This is a genomic window from Actinoplanes sp. NPDC051411 (genome assembly GCF_040682075.1).
Taxonomy (GTDB): Bacteria; Actinomycetota; Actinomycetes; order Mycobacteriales; family Micromonosporaceae; genus Actinoplanes.
Genome location: NZ_JBFBAD010000023.1, coordinates 62,116 through 81,544 on the forward strand (window position 1 = coordinate 62,116; position 19,429 = coordinate 81,544).

A 19,429-nucleotide genomic window follows, 5' to 3' on the forward strand; every position below is an offset into this window, starting at 1 on the left:
AACCCCCTGACACGCTGTCAGAGTCAAGTTTGTCGCGGGGGTGTGCTCGCTTCGCGATCGACGACGGGGCAGGATATGCGTTTGTGAGTGACGACGGGGAGCGCGGTACGCCCGGCAAGGGCCTGATCAACGGACTCGCCGTCACGCTCAAGACGATGACCAAGCGGTCGATCACCCAGCAATACCCCGACGTCGAACCCGAGCTCCCCCCGCGCAGCCGAGGCGTGATCGCCCTGCTCGAGGAGAACTGCACGGTCTGCATGCTGTGCGCCCGCGAGTGCCCCGACTGGTGCATCTACATCGACTCGCACAAGGAAGAAGTCGTCGTTCCGGGCGCTGCCCGCGCTCGCCAACGCAATGTCCTCGACAAATTCGACATCGACTTCTCCCTCTGCATGTACTGCGGAATCTGCATCGAGGTCTGCCCGTTCGACGCCCTCCACTGGACCCCCGAGTTCGAATATTCCGAGTTCAGCGTCCTCGACCTGCTGCACGACAAAGACCGGCTGAGCGACTGGATGCGCACGGTGCCTCCGCCGCCGGCCCACGACGTCCTCGGCGAACCCTCGAAAGAGGAGGCCACGGCGACACGAAAGGCGGCGGGCCCAGGCGCGGCAACTGCCGCGAAGGCCGCTTCCGTACGCCGCCCCTCTCCCACAACCGCACCCGCCCGCCCCCCGGCCTCCCGCCCCGGCGCCGCCCCGACCCCCGAAGATGCGTCCAGCGAGCCCCCCGCAACCCCCGGGCCAAGCTCGGCGCCCAAGCCCAGCTCGGCGCCCAAGCCCAGTTCGGCGCCCAAGCCCAGCTCCGCGCCCGAGTCCCCCTCTGCGCCTGAGCCGCCCTCGGAGCCGGGGCAGTGACCGTCGCGGACGCGCTGATGCTGGCCCTCGGCGTCATCGCGGTCGGCTCCGGCGCCCTGGTGGTGACCAGCACCCACCTGGTCCGCGCCGGCCTCTACCTGGTGATCAGCCTCGGCGCGATCGCCGGCCTCTACCTCGTCCTGGGGGCCGAGCTGGTCGCCTGGGTCCAGATCCTGGTCTACGTCGGCGCGGTCGTCGTCCTGCTGCTCTTCGCGGTGATGCTCACCCGCGCCCCGATCGGCCCGTCGACCGACCTCGACCGCCCAGCCGGCCCGGCCGCCCTGATCGGCGCCGGAGTCGGCTTCGGACTCACCGCGCTGCTGGCCGACGCCTTCCACTGGACCCGCTACGACCCGCCCCCCACCGGCACCGCCGAACGCGTAGGCGCCCAGATCTTCGGCGGCTGGGTCCTCCCGTTCGAGGTGCTCTCGATCCTGCTGCTAGCGGCCCTGGTCGGGGCCATCGTCCTGTCCCGCCCCGATCTCGGCGCCCGCCCCGACCCCGAGGCGGCAGCCGTCCCCGCCCAGCCACCCACCCCCGACCTGCTGGCCGAGTCGGCCGCGGTGGTCTCCCGCCTCGAACGGATCGCCGCCCGCCAGGCCAACGCCCAGGCCCGCCTCCGCCAGACCGCCGCCGAACAGCGCTCCGCCACGACAACCGAGCCGGCGCCCGCCCCCGAAACGCCGCCGCCCGGCTCCACCGTCCAGGACGTCCTCAAGGGCAAGGCCGCCGACGTCATCTTCGGCGCCCAGGCCCGCCGCACCCGCCTCGGCGCCGACACCCCACCCGAGCCCGGCACCACCCCCGACGACATCATCGAGGGCACCGCCACCGAAACCGGCTCCCGCCCTTCTCCCGCCCGCCCGTCCATCGCGGGCACCGCTTCCGAGACCGGCTCCGCACCGAGCCGAGCCGGCTCGCGTCCCGGCCGTCCCTCGATCGAGGGCACCCCCACCGAAACCGGCTCCCCACCGAGCCGAGGCGGCTCGCGTCCTTCACCCGGCCGGCCGCCCATCGCGGGCACTGCCTCCGAGAGCCCTCCGGTCGGCGGCCGTTCCGCGCGCGCGATCGAGGGCTCGGCCATCGAGGGCTCGGCCTCCGAGAGCGCTGCCACCCAGAGCCCAGCGGCCCATCGTCCGGCCGGATCGCCAGATGTCCCCGATGACCGGCTCGCTCGTGGCGAAGGCCGCCCCCCTCGGCGCGGCGTAGCCGGCCGCGCCACCCGCCCGGCCCTCCCCGCCGCCGCCGACAAGCCCGCCGCGGACAAGCCCGCCGCGGACAAGCCCGCCAGCAACACGCCGGGCAGTGAGGCCGGCAGCGACAAGCGCGGCAACAACGACCCCGCCAGCAACAAGCCCGGCAGCGACGAGGATCGGGAGGGCGACGCCTGATGCACGTCGTCATTCCCTACGTCATCGCCGCCCTGCTCTTCGGCCTCGGCGTCTACGGTGTCCTGCGCCGCCGCAACGCGATCCTCGTCCTCATGGCGGTCGAGCTCATGCTCAACGCCGTCAACCTGATCTTCGTAGCGGCCGACTCGACGATCCGCCAGACCCTGACCGGCGTCCAGCCCGAGGCCTGGTCGCACGCCGCCCCCGAACCCCGGTCCGGCGCGATCTTCGCCCTTTTCGTGATCGTCCTAGCCGCCGCCGAGGTAGGCGTCGGCCTCGCGATCATCCTCCAGTTCTACCGGCTGCGGAACGCGATCGCGATCGACGAGATCGCGCTGCACGAGGCGGACGACGAGGCGGATGACGAGGCGGACGACGAGGCCGGCGACCACGAGACGGATGATCACGAGGCGGGCGACCCCGAGCAGGTGACGTCGTGACGGCCGCTGCCGCCGTGGCGCTGATTCCCGGCGTACCTCTGCTTTTGGGCCTGATTGGCTTGGCCCTGCCTCCCGGTGACCGCGATGAGAAGCAGACCAATCGCGGCCCGGCGGCTGCGCTCGGCATCGCCGGCGCGGCGGCCGCACTCGCCGTGACCGTGGCCCTGTTGCTCTTCGCGCACAAGCCCCTGGACGCCAATCGACGCTGGGTGAACCTGGGCGGCATCGAGATCACTCTCGGTTTTGACGCCGGCGTCGCCGCCCTCTACATCGCCCTGGCCGTCACCGTCGTGGCCCTTTTCGTGCAGATCTACTCGGTCGCCTACCTTCACGACGACCCCCGCTACGCCCCCTACGCCGCACAGGTCAGTCTGTTCACCGGCGCGATGCTCCTGGTCGTCACGTCCGGCGGCCTGATCAGCCTCCTGGTCGGCTGGGAGATCATGGGCGCCTGCTCCTACCTGCTGATCGGCCACGACCGCCGCCTGCCCGAGGCGCCGGCCGCCGCGGTCAAGGCGTTCCTGGTCACCCGGGTCGGCGACGTCGGGTTCCTCTTGGCGGTCGCCTTGCTCACGGTCGGTGCCGGCACCGACCGTCTGAGCGTGGTGCTCACCCACCATTACGGAACCGTGGTCCTGCTGCTGCTACTCGCCGGAGTCGCCGGCAAGAGCGCCCAGTTCCCCCTGCATACCTGGTTGCCGGACGCGATGGCCGGCCCGACCCCGATCTCGGCCCTGATCCACGCGGCCACGATGGTCGCGGCCGGCGTTTACGTCGTCTTCCGCACCTACCCGCTGTTCGAGCAGTCGCCCGCCGCGCTGAGTGTCCTCGGCGTGATGGCCGCGATCACGATCCTGCTCGGCGCGCTCAGCGCCACCGCGCAGGACGACATGAAGCGGGTTCTCGCCTGGTCGACGGTCAGCCAGATCGGCTACATGACCGGTGCGCTGGCCGTCGGCTCGCCCGCCGCCGCGCTGTTCCACCTGCTCACCCACGCCGCGTTCAAGGCTCTGCTGTTCCTGGCCGCCGGCGCGGTGATCCACGTGGTCGGCACCAACTACCTGTCCCGCATGGGCGGCCTGCGTCAGCGTATGCCGCTCACCTTCTGGTCGTTCGTGATCGGCCTCGGTGCCCTGGCCGGTTTCCCGCCGCTGGCCGGCTTCTGGTCGAAGGAGAACGTGCTGACCGCGGCCGCGCACGCCACCGACGGCGGCGGCCCGGCGCCGGCCTGGGTCGGCTGGGTGGTCTGGCTGGCCGCGCTTCTGGCGGTTTTCGTGACGGCCTGGTACGCCACCCGCCTGTTGCTCTGCGCCTTCTTCGGGGTGTCCCGTGAGCACGGCCCGGACGGCCCCGACTGGGAGATCGGCTTCGACGACGCGCGCTACCGGCAGCCGCGAAGCCCGCACGACCCGCCCGGCGCGATGCGGTGGCCGATCCTGCTGCTGGCGATCCCGGCCGCCCTGCTCGGGCTGGCCGCCTATGCACCCGGTTTCCGCTCCGCGCTCGAACTCGACCAGCCCCACCTGACCGTGGCCGTCCTCCTGCCGCTGCTGCTGCTCGCGGCCGGCGCCGGAACCGCCTGGTGGCTGTGGTGGGCCGTTCCGGGCGTCGATCCGGCGATGGCGCTCGGCCGGGCCCGCGGGTTCCTGGCCGCCGGCTTCCGCCTCGACGATGTACAGACCCGTCTGGTCGTCCGCCCGGTGAAGTCCCTGGCCGAGCTCATGAAGAAGGCCGACAAGCACGTGGTCGACGCGGCCGTCGAGGGCACCGGCACCACCACGACCCGGCTCGGCGGCCTGCTCCACTCGGCCCACCGGGTCGCGCTGCCCGGCGCCGCGATCCTCGTCCTCGCCGGCGCCCTGCTGCTCGGCGTCATCGCCGCCTGGTACGGAGCCGCCTCATGAACCGAGTCGACGTGACCGGCCCGCAGACGCTCTGGCTCCAGATCGTGCTGATCGCCGTGCTCGCCGTCCCGGCGGTCGGCGCGGTGGTGGTCGCCTTGCTGCCGCCGCGTTTCGACCGGCCGGCCAAATTCGCCGCGGTCGGGTTCGCCGCCGTCACGTTCGTGTTGACCCTGCTGCTGCCGTTCGGCCACCACGATCCGCGCGGCTGGTTCAGCTACGGCCCGGTCACCCTGCCCACCCTGCCCTGGGTCGATGTGGACAAGGCGTGGGTGCCCGCTCTGCACATCGACTTCCACCTCGGCGTGGACGGTGTCTCCTACCCGCTGGTCGTTCTGACCGCGCTGCTTACGTTGCTGTGCTGCGCGTACACGGCATGGAAGGGCGACGGGCGCGCCCTGGCCGCCCTGCTCCTGGTTCTCGAGGTCGGCATCCTCGGCACGTTCCTCTCCCTCGACCTCGTCCTGTTCTTCCTGTTCTTCGAGGTCGTCCTGCTCCCGATGTACGCCGTGATCGCCGGCTGGGGCGGTGACCAGCGCCGGGCCGCCGCCCGCAAGTTCGTCCTCTACACCCTGTTCGGCTCGGTCCTGCTCCTCCTCGGTGTGATGACCGTCGTCGTGGCCGCCGGCACCGGCAACATGTTGCTCCTGCACCAGGCCGGCCTCAGCCACACCACCCAGTGCGTCGCGTTCGCCCTGTTCGCGGTCGCGTTCGCGGTCAAGGCCCCGCTCTGGCCGCTGCACACCTGGCTGCCCGACGCGCACACCCAGGCCCCGACCGTGGGTTCGGTGATCCTGGCCGGCGTGCTCCTGAAGATGGGCACCTACGGCCTGATCCGCATCGGCGTCGGCGTCACCCCCGAGGGCGCCCGCTGGGCCTCGCCGGTTCTCGGCATCCTCGCCGCGGTAGCGATCATCGTCGGTTCGCTGGTCTGCCTCCGCCAGACCGAGCTGAAGCGCCTGATCGCCTACTCCAGCGTCGGCCACATGGGCTTCGTGCTGCTCGGTATCGCCACGCTCACGGTCACCGGCCTGCAGGCCGCGCTGCTCGGCAACGTCGCCCACGGCCTGATCACCGGCCTGCTGTTCTTCCTGGCCGGCGCGGTCAAGGACCGCGCGCACACCGGCGAGCTGGCCGACCTGGGCGGCCTCCGCGAGTCGGCGCCGCGCCTGGCCGGCCTGCTCGGTTTCGCCGCCATCGCCTCGCTCGGCCTGCCGGGCCTGGCCGGCTTCTGGGGTGAGGCTTTCGCGGTGGTCGCCGCGGTCGGCCGGGGCGGACCGCTCTGGCTCACGCTGGCCGCGGTGGCCGCGCTCGGCGGCGCCCTCACGGCCGCCTATTTCCTGCGCTTGCTGCGCCGGCTCACGCACGGCGTTCCCTCAATTTCCGTACGCGGTGTGCCCGCGACCGTGGCCGGCGCGGAGTGGCTGGCCTGGGCCCCGCTGGTCCTGCTGACCCTCGCCGTGGGTGTGGCTCCGGCCCTGGTCCTGGCCGCGACCTCGGGGGTCCTCCGATGACGATCGACCACGTGTCCCTGCTGCCCCTGTACGCCGCCGCCGGCACCCCGCTGCTGGTCCTGATCGCCGAACTGGCCACCGGCAAACGCGCGGCCGCCGCCGGCTCGGTCCTGCTCGGCGGCCTGGCCACGATCGTCTGCGCCGTGCTGGGCTCCCGCACCCCCACCTTCTGCACGGCCACCACCCTCTGCTCCTGGACCCCGGGCCCGGTGGCCGTCGTGTCGGCCGTGGTGTTCGCCGCCCTGACCGTGGGTGTCCTGGCCCTCTCCCTTCCCGGCCTGAAGCTGAGCCTGGCCCCGCCGGGGGAGTACTGCTTCCTCCTGGCCTCCTCGATGGCCGGCGGCGTGGTGATCGGCTACGCGGGCGACCTGATCACCCTGATCGTCGGCCTGGAGACCCTGACCCTGCCGCTGTACGTCCTGGTCGCCCTGCGCCGCTTCGCCCCCCGCGAGCGCGTGACCACCCGCGGAGCCTCCGCCTCGGTCACGTTCTTCCTGGTCAGCGTCATCTCGACGGCCATCGCCCTGCTCGGTGCGGCGCTGAACTACGCCGCCACCGGCGCCCTGCACCTGAACCGCCTGACCGACGGTATCGGCCCCCTGGCCCCGGTGGCCACGGTCGGCGCCGCCCTGCTGGTCATCGGCTTCGCCTTCAAGGTCGCGGCGGTCCCCCTGCACGCCTGGGCCGCACCCACCTACGACGGCGCCCCCATCCCGGTAGCCGCCTACCTCTCCACCGCCTCCAAACTGGGCGGTGTCCTGGCTCTGGCCGCGATCGTGTCCCACCTGGACACCGGCTCGACGATGGCCGTGCTGGCCGTCCTGACCATGACCGTGGGCAACCTGGTCGCCCTGACCCAGACCCGCATGGTCCGCCTGCTGGCCTGGTCGTCGGTCGCCCAGGCCGGCTACATCCTGGCTCCGCTGGCCCTGGGCGCCGACGGCATCCGGGCGGCGATGGCGTACACGGTCTTCTTCGTAGCCCTGGAGTTCATCGCCTTCGCGGTGATCGCGGCCTTGCGCCCCACCGGCGCCGACGGCGGTCTGTTGTCGGCCTACCGGGGCACCGCCCGTCGCTCCCCGTGGCTGGCCGGCGCCCTGGTCCTGTCACTGGCCGGGCTGGCCGGCCTACCTCCCGGCCTGGCCGGCCTGTTCGCCAAGGTCACCGTCATCAACGCCCTGATCGACCGCGGCTGGGGCTGGCTGGCCGGCGTGGTAGCCCTGAACGCCGTGATCGCCCTCGCCTACTACGTCCGAGTGGCCGCCATCCCCTACACCACCGCCCCGGCAACGGCCCGCCCGCAGGCCCGCGCCCCCCGCCCGGTAGCCATCGCCCTGATCGCCGGCGCCGCGATCGCCGTCGTCCTGGGCTTCGCCCCCCAACTCCTGTTCGGCTTCCTGACCTGATCGGGTGGTTTCCTCCCGGCCGGACCTGTTCTTCGTCCTGTCGGGCTACCTCATCACGGGCCTGCTGCTCGACGCCCACGACCGGCACGGCCGCATCGACCTCGGCCGGTTCTGGCGGCAGCGGCTGCGCCGGCTGCTGCCGGCCTTGATCCTCATGCTCGCCCTGGTCGCGCCGGCCGTACGCCAGTGGGAGCCGGCCGCCGACTGGGCGGCGCGGCGCGGGGAGATGCTCGCCGGGCTGTTCTACTACGCGAACTGGCACATGATCTTCGCCCATCGCTCCTACTTCGACGGGGCGGGGGCGCTGGATCACCTGTGGTCGCTCGCCATCGAGGAACAGTTCTACGTCTGGTGGCCGCTCGCCCTGATCCTCCTGCTGCGCCGGCGCCGCGCCTGGCCGTGGGCGGCCGCCGCCCTCGCGACCGCGTCGGCCGTCACCATGGTGCTGGCGTACTCCGCGGACGACCCGACCCGGGCCTACGTCGGCACCGATGCGCGGGCCCAGCAGTTGCTCATCGGTGCGCTGCTCGTGCCGGTCGTACGCCGCGGCGGACGACCGTTCCGGGCGGTCGGCGCGGCAGCGGCCGGCGTCTCGGCCGGGTTGCTCCTCGTCGTGTCCGCCTCGGGCCCCTTCTACTACCGTGGGGGCGCCACCCTGGTCGCCCTGCTGTTCGCCGCGCTGATCTGGTCGGTGGAGCGGGCACCCGGCTCCGCGGTCGCCCGGTGCCTGTCGGTCCGGCCGGTGCGCTGGGTCGGCACGGTCTCGTACGGCATCTATCTCTGGCACCTCCCGGTGATCAGATTTCTTCCGGAGGTCCTACCCGCCCCGGTCGTCGCGCCGGCCACCGTGGCGGTCACCCTGGCCCTGGCCACCGCCTCGTACTACCTGCTCGAACGGCCGATCCGCTACGGTCGCCCCCGCCTCGCGCTCGACACGACGCGCAAGGTCGTGGCCGCGGGCGCGGCGGCGGCCGTGTTCTGCGCCCTGATCGTGGTCGGCGCGACCACCGCGGCGACGGGTCTGCAGGCCCAGCAGATCGCCGATGCCCGGTGGGCGCGGGAGGCCGCCGACGGCACGGTGGGCGCGGAAGGCGACGACGCGTGGCCGCTCTGCCCCGACACCACGTCCATCTGCCGGCGGCTGGTGGCGAAACCGGGGCATCCGACGGTCGCCGTGCTGGGCGACTCCATCGCCCGCTCGCTCGACCCCGGCTTCTACGATCTCGCCCGCGCCAACGGCTGGGGCTACGTGCTCGCCGCGCACAACGGTTGCGGCCTGACGAGTCTGGTCAGCGTCGAGGGCCCGGAGCAGAGGTGGTTCCTCAAGAAGTGCGCCGAGGAGACCGGCCCGCGGATCGCCCAGGTACTCCACGAATACCATCCGGACCTGGTCATCTCGTCATCACGCTGGGAGCTCATCGCCCACGAGGGCGCCGGCGGCCGTACGGTCGTGCCGCCCTCCCCGAAGTGGGTCGCCGACGTCCACGCCGGGCTGCGGGCGTTCGCCCAGTCCGTCGTCCGCTCGGGCGCCGCACTGGCGATGCTGACCGTCCTGCCGGTCGCGCCCGCAACCCCCCGCTGCCTCCGCGACCCCACCAACCGCGCCTGCGCCGGCTCGCCGGACGCCCTGACCGCGGCGACCAACGACATCTACCGGCAGGTGGCGGCCGACGTGCCCGGCGTGGCCGCGGTGTCCATGCAGGACGTGGTCTGCCCGTCCGGCCGGTGCCCCACGGTGGTCCACGGCATGCTCGTCCGCTTCGACGGCATGCACTTCACCGAGGCCGGCGCCCACTGGTTCGTCCGCGCGCTCAGCCCGCGGCTCCCGATCATCCATCGACCGCCGCCCGCAGCCGGCCGAGCCACTCCACGCCCAGCCGCCGCCCGTCCGGGAACCGGTCGTCCCGATCCCAGCGCCACACCGTGATCATCGCCAGCACAAGAAGCCGGCACTCTCGCAGCAGGCCCTGATCGACACCCGGATAAAACGAGCCCACCTCCTCGGGCGCATGCGCGACGTCGAATTCCACCGGCCCCCGGCAGCACGTCTCGAGGTCGATGAACAGCAGCCCGTTCTTCGTGCTCAGCAGATTCCCCGGGTGCGGTTCGCCGTGCAACAACTGCTCGTCCCGCCCACGCGCGACAATCGCCTGCCGCAGCCGAAGCAACGTCGCCCCGAGGAATTCCCGATCGTCGGAAGCAAGTTCCGGAGTTTGTTCGCGGCTGGCCACGAGCCGCTGCGCCTCTTCGATCCGATCCGTGAAATGCGGCGAGGCCACATCCACTTTGCGCATCCGGTCATGCAACTGCGCCAGCGCTTCCGCATAGTCCACCGGCGCGACCTCGAAACCGGCCACCGTTTCGTAATAGGTCCAGAGTGTGATCATGTAACCGTCGCGCTCGTAGGCCCGCGGCTCCACCCGTGGATCGAGGGCCGCTACCGGGCCTCCGACCTCGGCCAGCCGTTGAGCGAGCCCGATCTCGAACTCCGCGACCTGCTCGGCCGCCGGCGCCACCCGGGCCAGCACGTCACCGGGCAGCAGCCGCAGGGTGACCTTGTTCGAGCTGTGGAGCACGATCGCCTCGTCGGCGGCCAGACCGAGCGAGGTCGCGGTCGTCATGGCCGCGGCGATCGCGGGCCGGGTCATCGGTGGGTCAGCCGTTCTTCGACCTCGGCCCGCATGCCGGCCGGCAGATCCTCGGCCTCCAGCAGTCGCGGTAACGAGTCGTGGTCGAACATCCAGATGTGGAACGCCTCGGCGATCGTCACCCCGCGGGCCGGCCGGTGGACGATTTCGATCGGGTCGCCGACCCGCAGCGAGCCCGGCGTGATGATCCGCAGGTAGGCCCCGGTGCGGTTGGCCTGCGAGAATCGCCGCGTCCACCGCGGCTCCTCCATCCGTGCCTGGAACGTCGCGCACGGAATCCGGCCGAATGTCGCCTGCAATTCGACGACCTCCCCGACTTTCCAGATCTCGCCGATCGCGGCGCCGTTCACGTCGACTCCGGCCGTGGTCAGGTTTTCGCCGAAGAAGCCGGACGGCAGCGACCGCCCGAGCGACGATTCCCACCAGTCCAGGTCTTCCCGGGCGTAGGCGTAAACGGCCTGATCGTCGCCGCCGTGATTCTGGATGTCGCCGATCTGGTCGCCGACCACGCCGCTGTGCAGGCCGACCGTCTTGGGTCCCGGCGGCCGCACCGAAATGGGATGGGAAACCGGCTGTTTGTCGATGCCGGTCATTCCCAGACCCTTGGCCGGGTTGGGCCGGGGCACCGCCACATTGACCGATAACACCTTCACCCGAAAGTCACCACCGTCCGGTCCTGGACCGGCCGGAAGCCGAGTCGCTGATAGAGCCCATTGCTGGTCGGATTGTCGAGGTCGGTGAAGAGCACCACCTCGGAGGCGCCGTCGGCGAGGGCGGCGGCGCAGGCCGCGGCGGTCGCGGCGCCGGCATAGCCCCGGCCGCGCAGAGCGACCGGAGTAAACACGTATCGGATGCGCACGACGCCGGCGGAAGGAAGTGTCCGCATCACCATCGAAGTGGGCGCGCCGGCGGCGAGACCAAGGGTCACGACACCGTCGGCCAGCGCGTCGTCGACCACGGCCTCGACGTCCTCCACCGATTCGCCGATGTCGGCCAGGAAATCCCGAACCCAGCCGAGAAGAAGCGCACGGTCGCCCGATTCCCCGGGGCGGGTCGAACCGCTCGGCGATTCCAGCGCGGAAAGGCGATAGAGCCGGGTCCGCATGCGCACACCGGGGGTCGCCCCGGTGCGCGCCACCCACGGCCCGACGAAAAGGTCGACCAGCGGAACCGGCAGATTTACCCCCGGGAGCGACCGGCCGCCGAACGCGTTCACCGCGTCGGTCACCGCCGAAGGCGGCACCTCGCCGAACAGCACCGGATGCGGCGGTGTCTGCAGAAGCACACCGGAGACAACCCCGTTGTGGTCACGCCAGGCGCCAAAAACGGGCGCTTCCTTCCCGTACGCCGTAAGCCCGCGTCGCCGCAGCGTCTCGACAAGCGTGAGTAAAACGGTGTGCTCGACCGGCCGCGAACGAAGGTGCGCCTCGGCGACCGTCATGAAGCTCTCGAGATCGTCGGTCAACTCCCAGGCCATAGGCTCATCTTTCGCGCCCGCCGAGGGCCGCGCACCCGATTAAAGCCCCCACACCTTGGCCACCCGGACCAGCGTTTCCTGTCGCGTGGCCGGGTCGTAAACCGTGCCGGCGAGGATCACCTCGTCGGCCCCGGTACGCGTGACCAGCGCGTCGAGCCCCGCCACCACCTCGTCGGCCGTGCCCGCGAACTGGGTGCCGGGCAGTGAGTCGAGCAGGCTCCGGTCGAGGTCGGTCAGCTCGACGGAAGCCGCCGCGTCGGGCGAGATGATCGGCCCGAGCTTGCCCGTGCGCAGGCTCAACGCCATGATCCGGCTCGGGCCGGCCAGGTAGAGCGCCTCCTCGGTCGTCTCGGCGGCGATCACCGAGGCGCTGACCATGACGTGCGGCATCGGGTGTCGGGGCGAGGGCTTGAAGCCGGTGCGGTAGAGGTGCAGGGCGTTGTCCACATCGGAGCTCATCGCGAAGTGGTACGCATAGCAGAACGGGAGCCCGAGCGCCGCCGCGACCTGGGCGCCATAGGTCGACGACCCGAGCATCCACACCTCGGGATAGGTCGAGGCCGCCGGCGTCGCGTGCAGGCGGGCGACCAGTTCCGGGTCGATGCGCTCGTCGCCGAGCAGCCCGAGCAGCGTCTGCAGGTGCTCGGGGAACTGTTCGACGGTCAGGTAGGGCGAGACGCCGCGCAGGGCCGCCGCAGTCGCCTGGTCGGTGCCGGGAGCGCGGCCGATGCCGAGGTCGATGCGGTGGGGGTGCAGCGCCTCCAGGGTCGCGAACTGCTCGGCCACCACGAACGGCATGTGGTTGGGCAGCATCACGCCGCCCGAGCCGACCCGGATGCGGCTGGTGTGCGCGGCGACGGAGGCGATCAGTACCGGCGGCGAGGTCGAGGCGACGGCCGGCATGTTGTGGTGCTCGGCCACCCAGAATCGGGCATAGCCCAGCTCGTCGGCGGTCTGCGCGATTTCGAGCGTGCCCCGCAGCGCGTCGGCGCTGTCATGCCCCTCACGGACGGTGGCCAGGTCGAGCACGGAAAGTGGAACGCGGGAGGTCACCCGCCGACCTTATCTCTGGCGCCGGCCGCGGGCCGTCTGGACTCCGGCGGTGACCACGCCGAGGGCGGCACCGGGCACCAGCATCCAGATCGGCCACGGGTAGAGATGGCCCGAGGTGGTGACCGCGACCAGCACGTAGACCACGAGGTTGACCGCGGTCAGGGCGCCCCAGATCGTCCAGAGGACGACCAGAGCGGTCGGCATGCGGCGGGCGCTGCGGCGGGCCTCGGCCTCCCGGCGGGCGGTCACGTCGGCCGCGCTCATGCCGGGGCGGGGCAGGTCGTCGACCAGGGCGATCAGATCGGCATAGGTGCGAGCCGCGTACGCCTCGCCGACCCGGTCGTCGTATTCGTGCAGGGAGAGCCGGCCTTCGTCGAGCGCCGCCTTCAACTGATCGGCTATCTTCTGCCGGTCGCTGTCGGCCGCTCGGAGTGTCTCCAGCCGCGGCTCGGACACCCGGCGGCCGGGACCGCTGACCTCTTTAGCCATCGGACACTCCTTTACGCACCCCCGTCGACCCGGTCAGGCTATCGGAGTTCAACCCGCGATCGTCAGGGGGAAAACCATGAGCTTGAGGCCGACCAGCGACGCCGGAGCCGAGCAGATCACTGCCGCCCTGCGGTCGTTCTACGACGCCGAGGTCGACCGCCGGGACGGCCTGATCAAACAGGACTGGAAGCTGGACGAGCGGGCCGCCTTCCTCGACCGGCTGCGGGCGGCCGAGGCGCGCACGCTGCTCGAGGCCGGGGCGGGCACGGGCCAGGACAGCCGGTTCTTCCAGGACGAGGGTCTGGAGGTGACGGCGGTCGACCTGTCCCCGGCGATGATCGAACGCATCCGGGCGAAGGGCGTACGCGGCCTGGTCGGCGACGTGACCTCGCTGGCCTTCGCCGAGGGCGAGTTCGACGCGGTCTACACCTTCAACGCGCTCCTGCACGTGCCGAACGCGTCGTTGCCGGCCGCCCTGGAGAACATTCGCCGGGTGCTGCGGCCGGGCGGGCTCTTCTACCTCGGCGTCTACGGCGGCAACGAGCCCGAGGAGGGCTTCTCGGACGACGAGCGGTTCTTCTCCTTCCGCACGGATCACGACCTCCTGACGTACGCGAAGGACCACTTCGACATCCTCGACTTCCACGTCGTCCACGCCCGCGACACCCGCTTCCAGTCGCTCACGCTCGTCCGCTCCTAGTTCGCCGAGTGCGCGTGGTGGTACTGATGCACCAGCGCGTGTCCCTTGCCCCGCGCGATCAGCCACCGGTTGACCGGCACCGTGATCACGAAGGCGATGGCCAGCGTGCCGACGAGGCTGGCCCAGAACAGCCAGTCGCCGAGCCCGGCGTCCATCGCGCCCGGGATGGTGACCAGGCCCAGGTTGTCCATCAGCTCCATGCTCGTGATCGAGACGGTGTCGCTGGCCAGCGCGATGCCGAGGGCCCGCCGGAACGGGACGCCGGCCCCGAGCACCGGCCGCATCGCCAGCGTGTATCCGAACACGAAGGCGAGCGCGATCGAGACCACGATGTTGGCCGCGTTACCCCAGCCCAGTGCTGTTGTGAGGACCATGCCGAGGATCTCGCCGAGGGCGCAGCCGGTGAGGCAGTGCAGCGTGGCCGAGATCGCGGCGCGGGTCAGTTCCCGGGATGTCATGGCGACGACTATATACCCCCCAGGGGTACCTCGCGCCCGTCTGCGCGTACGAAAAAAGGCAGGACCGCCGGCGGTCCTGCCTTTCCCCGGTGAAAGAAAGATCAGCGCATGCGCTGAAGCGAGCCGGCCTGCTGACGGAGGCGGGCGATGCGCTCCTCCATCGGCGGGTGGGTCGAGAACAGCGCGCCGATGCCACCGGCCCGGAACGGGTTGGCGATCATCAGGTGAGCGGCGCTGGTCAGCTGCCCCTCGGCCGGCAACGGCAGGCGCGAGGCGCCGTACTGGATCTTCTCGAGCGCGCTCGCGAGCGCGAGCGGGTCGTTGGTCAGCACCGCACCCGAGGCATCGGCCTGATATTCGCGGCTCCGGCTGATCGCCAGCTGAATGACCGTCGCGGCCAGCGGGCCGAGAATCAGCATGAGCAGCAGCGCGGCCGGGTTGGGGCCGTCGTCGTCATCCGACCCGCCGAGCGGCAGGAAGAGCGCCAGCTGGGCGAACATCGTGATGATGCCGGCCAGCGCGGCCGCCACGCTGGAGATCAGGATGTCGCGGTTGTAGACGTGCGACAGCTCGTGCCCGATGACCCCGCGCAGCTCGCGACGGTCGAGCAACTGCGTGATGCCCACGGTCACCGCCACCGCGGCGTGCTGCGGGTTACGGCCGGTCGCGAACGCGTTGGGCTGCGGCGACGGCGAAACGTAGAGCTTCGGCATCGGCTGGCCCGCGGCCTGCGAGAGCTCGCGGACGATCTGGTAGAGCGCGGGAAACTCGGCCTCGCTGACCGGCTGGGCCCGCATCGCCCGCAGCGCGAGCTTGTCGGAGAAGAAGTAGGTGCCGGCATTCAACGCCAGCGAAATGATCACGGCAAACACCAGGCCGCCGCTGCCACCCACCCAGTAGCCGACGCCCAGGATGATGGCGCTCAGCAGACCGAGCAGGGCGGCCGTCTTCAGGCCGTTGTGATGGCTGGACAACTGGAACTCCTTCGTGATGCGGGCGGTTGGGCCCGTGCTCCATGAAACACCCGCGACCGGGGAATTCATCCGGTGCTGACTGTGAGTTGCCTGAGGCCCCGCTGATTCGATCGACGACAAGTTGTCAGACCTGACTGTTAGCTTCGGGGCCATGGCTGACGTCCAGTTGCGCATGCTCCAAGACGAAGATCTCGACCCGCTGTTCGAGATGATGCGCGATCCGGTCGCGGTCAAAATGGCGGCATTCACGCCACCGGACCCCGACGACCGGGCGGCCTTCGACCGCCGTCAGGCCCGCGTACGCGCGTGGCCCGAGGCCGAAAACCGGGCCGTGACCGTCGACGGCCGGTTCGTCGGCACCATCGCCAGCTTCCTGATGGAGGGCGACACCGAGATCACCTACTGGATCGACCGCCGGTGGTGGGGCCAGGGCGTGGCCAGCCGCGCGGTGTCCCTGTTCCTGTCCGAGGTCGCGGTCAAACGCCCACTGTTGGCCCGCGCGGCGAGCGACAACGCGGGCTCCCTGGCCGTACTGAGAAAGGCCGGCTTCCGCGAGCTCGGCCGCGCCGTCGGTTTCGCCGACGCCGGCAAACCGAGATCGAGGAGACCGTCCTCCGCCTCGAATGAGGAAATTCCGACGGCGCGCGGGTGATAGATCGGGCGAGGGGAGCGCTGCGGGCGGCGTGATACCAAGATCAGGCGTTCCCGCTATGTTCCCGTGGAGCGTCGTAGACGGCCGGATCTTGCCGGACGGAACCGGACCCGACAGGAACGGCCCCGAGAGCGCGCTTCCGCAGTTCTCAGGGCCGTTCAGTGTGCCGGTGGCGGGTGAAGGATTCGAACCTTCGAAGCTTTCGCGACGGATTTACAGTCCGCTCCCATTGGCCGCTCGGGCAACCCGCCTGGCAACGACACCGCAGTCTCCCGCGGCGCGGACAACAGAATAACCGCATCCGCGGTCGCCTCCGCAACCGGGTACGGTCGGCATGTCGGAGGCCGCTCGCCGGCCTCCCTTAGGGATCGATACGTCGGCACGCAGGAGAGTCTGATCATGGCAGCCAGCCCGTCTTTCGACATCGTGAGCAAGGTCGACCGCCAGGAGGTCGACAACGCCTTCCATCAGACGGAGAAGGAGTTGGGCACGCGCTTCGACTTCCGCGGCACCGGCACCACCGTCGCCAAGTCGGGGGAGGAGGGTGTGACGATCACGTCCGAGACCGAGGAGCGGGTGTCGGCCGCCCTCGACGTCTTCAAGGAAAAGCTGATCAAGCGCAACATCTCGCTGAAGTCTCTCGAGGCGGGGGAGCCGCGGCAGTCCGGCAAGACCTACAAGATCGACTGCAAGGTGATCGAGGGCATCGAGACCGACAAGGCCAAGGCGATCAGCAAGAAGATCCGCGACGAGGGTCCGAAGGGCGTGCAGGCCCAGATCCAGGGCGACCAGCTGCGGGTGACCGGCAAGAAGCGCGACGATCTGCAGGCCGTGATCGCCCTGCTCAAGCAGGAGGACTTCGGCGTCGCCCTGCAATTCACGAATTATCGCTGATCAGAGGCCGTGAGGTCGCAGACTGGAGCTATGAGCACCGGTCAGTGGACCACGGCCATCGGCGGGGCGATCGGTTTGGCGCTGGCCGTCTTCGGCGCCCGCATGCTGATCACCGGCCGGGCTCCCAACGCGACCACCCGCGCCTTCCGCAATGTCCGTGAGGCCGGCTGCTACCACACGTTGTTCGGGGTGGCGCTGGTGCTGGTGGTGGTCGGCACCAACTTCACCGGCAGCCCCGCCGCCCTGGTCATGACCCTGCTCGCGGTCGCCATGGTGGGCCTCGCCGTGATCCGCTTCCGTCCCCGCGGCCGCCGCTCGGCCGGCCAGAAATAGCCGGCCCCCTCGACCGCGAATCGGGTGGCCGTCCGGGCAGTCATCGGCTAGAAAGCCCGCATGGCCCTGACCCACGCGGTTCTGTCGTTCGCCTTGCTGGGCGCGCTGCTGACGATCACCCCCGGTCTCGACACTGCCCTGGTGCTGCGCAGCGCGGTCACCATGGGCCGCCGCCCCGCCTTCGCCACCGCGCTCGGCATCAACGTGGGCGCCCTGATCTGGGGCGGGGCGGCCGCGGTCGGCGTCTCGGCTCTGCTCACCGCCTCCGAGACCGGCTATCTCGTGCTTCGGATCGCCGGTGCGGCCTACATGCTCTACCTGGGCGTCCGCATGATCATTGGGGCCGTCCGGCCGGGCCGAGATGAGGCCGCTCCCCGAGAGCAGCGCACCCCGAGCATTTGGAACACCTTCGGCCGGGGTCTGCTCACCAACCTGCTCAATCCCAAGATCGGCGCCTTCTACGTGGCCGTTCTGCCGCAGTTCATCCCGGCCGGCACGTCACCGCTCGGCGTGGGCCTGCTGCTTGCCTTGGTCCACGACGTCGAGGGCCTGATCTGGTTCACGGCGATCATCACCTGCGCACAGGCGCTGCGCGGCTTCCTCGGCCGGCGCCGGGTCCGGCGCACAGTCGACGGCACAACCGGGGTGGCCCTGGTCGGCTTCGGCGTCAAGCTGGGCCTGTCCAGCCGCTGATCCCGCCGGGGCGCAAGGCGGGGGCGCAAGGCCGGGGAGCAAAGCGGGGAGCAAAGCGGGGAGCAAGGCCGGGGAGCAAGCTGGCGAGCGAGGCCGGGGGAGCAGGCCGCGGAACAAGCCGTGAAGCGAGGCCGGGGGAGCGAGGCCGGGGGAGCAAGGCCGGGGGAGTAAGCCGAGGGAGTAAGAAGGAACAGTGATCGAACCCGTTGTCGACCTAGCTCAAATCCAAGCGCTCCCCGGCCGCGTCCTCCTCGCCGACGTGCGTTACTACCTCGACGGGCGGTCCGGCCGTGCGGCCTACGACGGCGGCCACCTCCCCGGCGCGATCTTCGTCGACCTCCATCACGATCTCGCCGCTCCCGCGTCGCCGGCCGAGGGCCGGCATCCGCTGCCCGACCCCGCGTTCTTCTCCGAACGGATGGCGTCGCTCGGGCTGAGCGATGACGACACCCTTATCGCGTACGACGATGCCGGCGGTGTCATGGCCGCGCGCCTGGTGTGGATGCTGCGGTCCACCGGCCGGGACGCCGCGCTTCTCGACGGCGGTCTCACCGCGTACACGGGAAAGCTGGAAACCTCGCAGCCGCAGCCTTCTCGCGGGTCTTTCTCTGTCCGGCCGTGGCCGGCGGAGCGTCTGGCGACCATCGACGAGGCGGCGTCCGGCCGGTCCGGCGGGTCTGTGGTGATCGATGCCCGCCCGGCCGACCGTTTCCGGGGTGAGAACGAGACGCTCGATGCCCGCCCCGGTCACATCTCGGGTGCCCACAGTGTCCCGTGCCGGGACAACGTCGACGCGTCCGGCCGGTTCGAGTCGCCCGAGGTGCTGCGTGCGCGGTTCGTCGCGGCCGGTGTGACCGCCGGCGCCGACGTCATTTCCTACTGTGGTTCCGGCGTGACCGCCTGTCACAACCTGCTCGCTCTGGAACGGGCCGGTTTCGGCCCGGGTCGTCTCTATCCGGGTTCGTGGTCGCAGTACAGCCACACGGACCGGCCGGCCGAGACCGGTTAGTTAAAGGGAGCCGGACTCCAGCCAGCGGCTGTGCGCCTCCCAGGCGGCCTGTTTGCTGCTGCCGAGGGCCAGTCCGATCTGGGTCCAGGAGGCGCCTGCTTCGCGCGCCGACCGCACCATCGCCTGCCGCCCGTAGCCCGCCTTCCGGATCACGACCTCGCTGAGGGCGAGCATTTCCAGCGCTTCTTCCCGGTTGAGGGGTGTCCCGTCGGCGTGCTCGCGCACCGAGGAGAGGGCGTCTCGCATCCTCAGCTCGTCGTAGCGCGTTGTAGCCGTCGAGAGCGTGTGTTCGCGCTCGAGTTCGTCCGGGGAAGTCACGCGCGACAGTCTCTCGTCAGGCCTCCCTGACGTCAAGGCAACTTGACAGTAACGACGTGAAACGACCTCATATCTCCGGCTATTTCGGACCTAAAGCTGTCAATTTTGCGGCCCGTCCACGCAGGCATCCCTCAACCGTTCGGTCAGGATTTCGGTATGTGTGGCTTCGACCCGCCGTCGGACACTCCCCGTCGCACAGCAGGTGTGGCACCATCATGT

Annotated in this window: 20 protein-coding genes, 1 tRNA gene and 1 pseudogene; 13 read left to right on the forward strand and 9 right to left on the reverse strand. The window is 70.7% G+C overall.

Annotated features, from left to right (window positions below; all coding sequences use genetic code 11):
* The first annotated feature begins 83 nt into the window (after nucleotides 1-83).
* The 7 genes and pseudogenes from AB0M88_RS15275 to AB0M88_RS15305 all read left to right on the forward strand — a co-directional run bounded on the left by AB0M88_RS15275 (nucleotide 84) and on the right by AB0M88_RS15305 (nucleotide 9,439).
* Nucleotides 84-860 (forward strand): 4Fe-4S binding protein, encoded by a 777-nt coding sequence (locus tag AB0M88_RS15275; RefSeq protein ID WP_364101253.1) that lies wholly within the window; start codon nucleotides 84-86, stop codon nucleotides 858-860.
* Nucleotides 857-1,348, forward strand: a pseudogene (locus AB0M88_RS15280) (NADH-quinone oxidoreductase subunit J); the annotation flags it as partial. The gene AB0M88_RS15275 and the pseudogene AB0M88_RS15280, both read left to right, overlap by 4 nt.
* A gap of 902 nt (nucleotides 1,349-2,250) precedes the next feature.
* On the forward strand, nucleotides 2,251-2,691 hold the full coding sequence (gene nuoK / locus AB0M88_RS15285; RefSeq protein ID WP_364101256.1) for an NADH-quinone oxidoreductase subunit NuoK: 441 nt from the start codon (nucleotides 2,251-2,253) through the stop codon (nucleotides 2,689-2,691).
* Nucleotides 2,688-4,595: an NADH-quinone oxidoreductase subunit L gene (locus tag AB0M88_RS15290; RefSeq protein WP_364101259.1), complete on the forward strand. Its 1,908-nt coding sequence runs from the start codon at nucleotides 2,688-2,690 to the stop codon at nucleotides 4,593-4,595. Before nuoK ends, AB0M88_RS15290 begins: the two co-directional genes overlap by 4 nt.
* Nucleotides 4,592-6,106, forward strand: a complete 1,515-nt coding sequence (locus AB0M88_RS15295; RefSeq protein ID WP_364101262.1) for an NADH-quinone oxidoreductase subunit M — start codon at nucleotides 4,592-4,594, stop codon at nucleotides 6,104-6,106. Before AB0M88_RS15290 ends, AB0M88_RS15295 begins: the two co-directional genes overlap by 4 nt.
* Nucleotides 6,103-7,512: an NADH-quinone oxidoreductase subunit N gene (locus AB0M88_RS15300; RefSeq protein ID WP_364101265.1), complete on the forward strand. Its 1,410-nt coding sequence runs from the start codon at nucleotides 6,103-6,105 to the stop codon at nucleotides 7,510-7,512. The genes AB0M88_RS15295 and AB0M88_RS15300 overlap by 4 nt, the downstream gene beginning before the upstream one ends.
* Before the next feature lie 4 nt (nucleotides 7,513-7,516).
* Nucleotides 7,517-9,439 (forward strand): acyltransferase family protein, encoded by a 1,923-nt coding sequence (locus AB0M88_RS15305; RefSeq protein WP_364101268.1) that lies wholly within the window; start codon nucleotides 7,517-7,519, stop codon nucleotides 9,437-9,439.
* Here AB0M88_RS15305 and AB0M88_RS15310 read toward each other — a convergent pair.
* Genes AB0M88_RS15310 through AB0M88_RS15330 form a run of 5 tightly spaced genes read right to left on the reverse strand, consistent with a single transcriptional unit; the run spans nucleotide 9,342 to nucleotide 13,179 of the window.
* Complete coding sequence (locus tag AB0M88_RS15310; protein WP_364101271.1) at nucleotides 9,342-10,133, reverse strand: aminoglycoside phosphotransferase family protein; 792 nt, start codon at nucleotides 10,131-10,133, stop codon at nucleotides 9,342-9,344. The two genes, AB0M88_RS15305 and AB0M88_RS15310, sit on opposite strands and share 98 nt — an antisense overlap.
* Nucleotides 10,134-10,156: 23 nt before the next feature.
* The gene (locus tag AB0M88_RS15315) at nucleotides 10,157-10,753 is read right to left on the reverse strand and encodes an MOSC domain-containing protein (RefSeq protein ID WP_364101354.1); all 597 of its coding nucleotides are present in this window, start codon (nucleotides 10,751-10,753) and stop codon (nucleotides 10,157-10,159) included.
* A gap of 56 nt (nucleotides 10,754-10,809) precedes the next feature.
* Nucleotides 10,810-11,637, reverse strand: coding sequence for a GNAT family N-acetyltransferase (locus AB0M88_RS15320; protein WP_364101273.1), 828 nt, complete (start codon nucleotides 11,635-11,637; stop codon nucleotides 10,810-10,812).
* A 39-nt stretch (nucleotides 11,638-11,676) separates the two neighbouring features.
* On the reverse strand, nucleotides 11,677-12,690 hold the full coding sequence (locus AB0M88_RS15325; RefSeq protein ID WP_364101276.1) for an LLM class flavin-dependent oxidoreductase: 1,014 nt from the start codon (nucleotides 12,688-12,690) through the stop codon (nucleotides 11,677-11,679).
* 9 nt (nucleotides 12,691-12,699) lie between these two features.
* Nucleotides 12,700-13,179 (reverse strand): DUF1707 domain-containing protein, encoded by a 480-nt coding sequence (locus AB0M88_RS15330; protein WP_364101279.1) that lies wholly within the window; start codon nucleotides 13,177-13,179, stop codon nucleotides 12,700-12,702.
* Between the two features lie 76 nt (nucleotides 13,180-13,255).
* Between AB0M88_RS15330 and AB0M88_RS15335 the strand changes: the two genes are divergently transcribed.
* A complete protein-coding gene (locus AB0M88_RS15335; protein WP_364101282.1) occupies nucleotides 13,256-13,879 on the forward strand; it encodes a class I SAM-dependent methyltransferase in 624 nt (207 codons plus the stop codon).
* Here the strand turns inward: AB0M88_RS15335 and AB0M88_RS15340 are convergent.
* Both AB0M88_RS15340 and htpX read right to left on the reverse strand, forming a co-directional pair.
* Entirely contained in the window at nucleotides 13,876-14,337 is a 462-nt protein-coding gene (locus AB0M88_RS15340) for a DUF4396 domain-containing protein (RefSeq protein WP_364101285.1), read from the reverse strand. The two genes, AB0M88_RS15335 and AB0M88_RS15340, sit on opposite strands and share 4 nt — an antisense overlap.
* Nucleotides 14,338-14,438: 101 nt before the next feature.
* A complete protein-coding gene (gene htpX, locus AB0M88_RS15345) occupies nucleotides 14,439-15,311 on the reverse strand; it encodes a zinc metalloprotease HtpX (protein WP_364101288.1) in 873 nt (290 codons plus the stop codon).
* 151 nt (nucleotides 15,312-15,462) lie between these two features.
* On the opposite strand from htpX, the gene AB0M88_RS15350 reads away from it, so the two are divergent.
* Nucleotides 15,463-15,963, forward strand: a complete 501-nt coding sequence (locus AB0M88_RS15350; protein ID WP_364101291.1) for a GNAT family N-acetyltransferase — start codon at nucleotides 15,463-15,465, stop codon at nucleotides 15,961-15,963.
* A 170-nt stretch (nucleotides 15,964-16,133) separates the two neighbouring features.
* Here AB0M88_RS15350 and AB0M88_RS15355 read toward each other — a convergent pair.
* Nucleotides 16,134-16,214: transfer RNA gene (locus AB0M88_RS15355), tRNA-Tyr, on the reverse strand.
* A 148-nt stretch (nucleotides 16,215-16,362) separates the two neighbouring features.
* Here AB0M88_RS15355 and AB0M88_RS15360 point away from each other — a divergent pair.
* The 4 genes from AB0M88_RS15360 (at nucleotide 16,363) to AB0M88_RS15375 (ending at nucleotide 18,892) form a co-directional block, all read left to right on the forward strand.
* On the forward strand, nucleotides 16,363-16,857 hold the full coding sequence (locus AB0M88_RS15360; protein ID WP_364101294.1) for a YajQ family cyclic di-GMP-binding protein: 495 nt from the start codon (nucleotides 16,363-16,365) through the stop codon (nucleotides 16,855-16,857).
* 30 nt (nucleotides 16,858-16,887) lie between these two features.
* Nucleotides 16,888-17,190: a hypothetical protein gene (locus AB0M88_RS15365; RefSeq protein WP_364101296.1), complete on the forward strand. Its 303-nt coding sequence runs from the start codon at nucleotides 16,888-16,890 to the stop codon at nucleotides 17,188-17,190.
* Nucleotides 17,191-17,250: 60 nt separating this feature from the next.
* Nucleotides 17,251-17,883, forward strand: coding sequence for a LysE family translocator (locus tag AB0M88_RS15370; RefSeq protein ID WP_364101298.1), 633 nt, complete (start codon nucleotides 17,251-17,253; stop codon nucleotides 17,881-17,883).
* 193 nt (nucleotides 17,884-18,076) lie between these two features.
* Entirely contained in the window at nucleotides 18,077-18,892 is an 816-nt protein-coding gene (locus tag AB0M88_RS15375) for a sulfurtransferase (protein WP_364101301.1), read from the forward strand.
* Here the strand turns inward: AB0M88_RS15375 and AB0M88_RS15380 are convergent, their stop codons facing one another.
* Nucleotides 18,893-19,210, reverse strand: coding sequence for a hypothetical protein (locus AB0M88_RS15380; RefSeq protein ID WP_364101304.1), 318 nt, complete (start codon nucleotides 19,208-19,210; stop codon nucleotides 18,893-18,895).
* Between the last annotated feature and the right edge of the window lie 219 nt (nucleotides 19,211-19,429).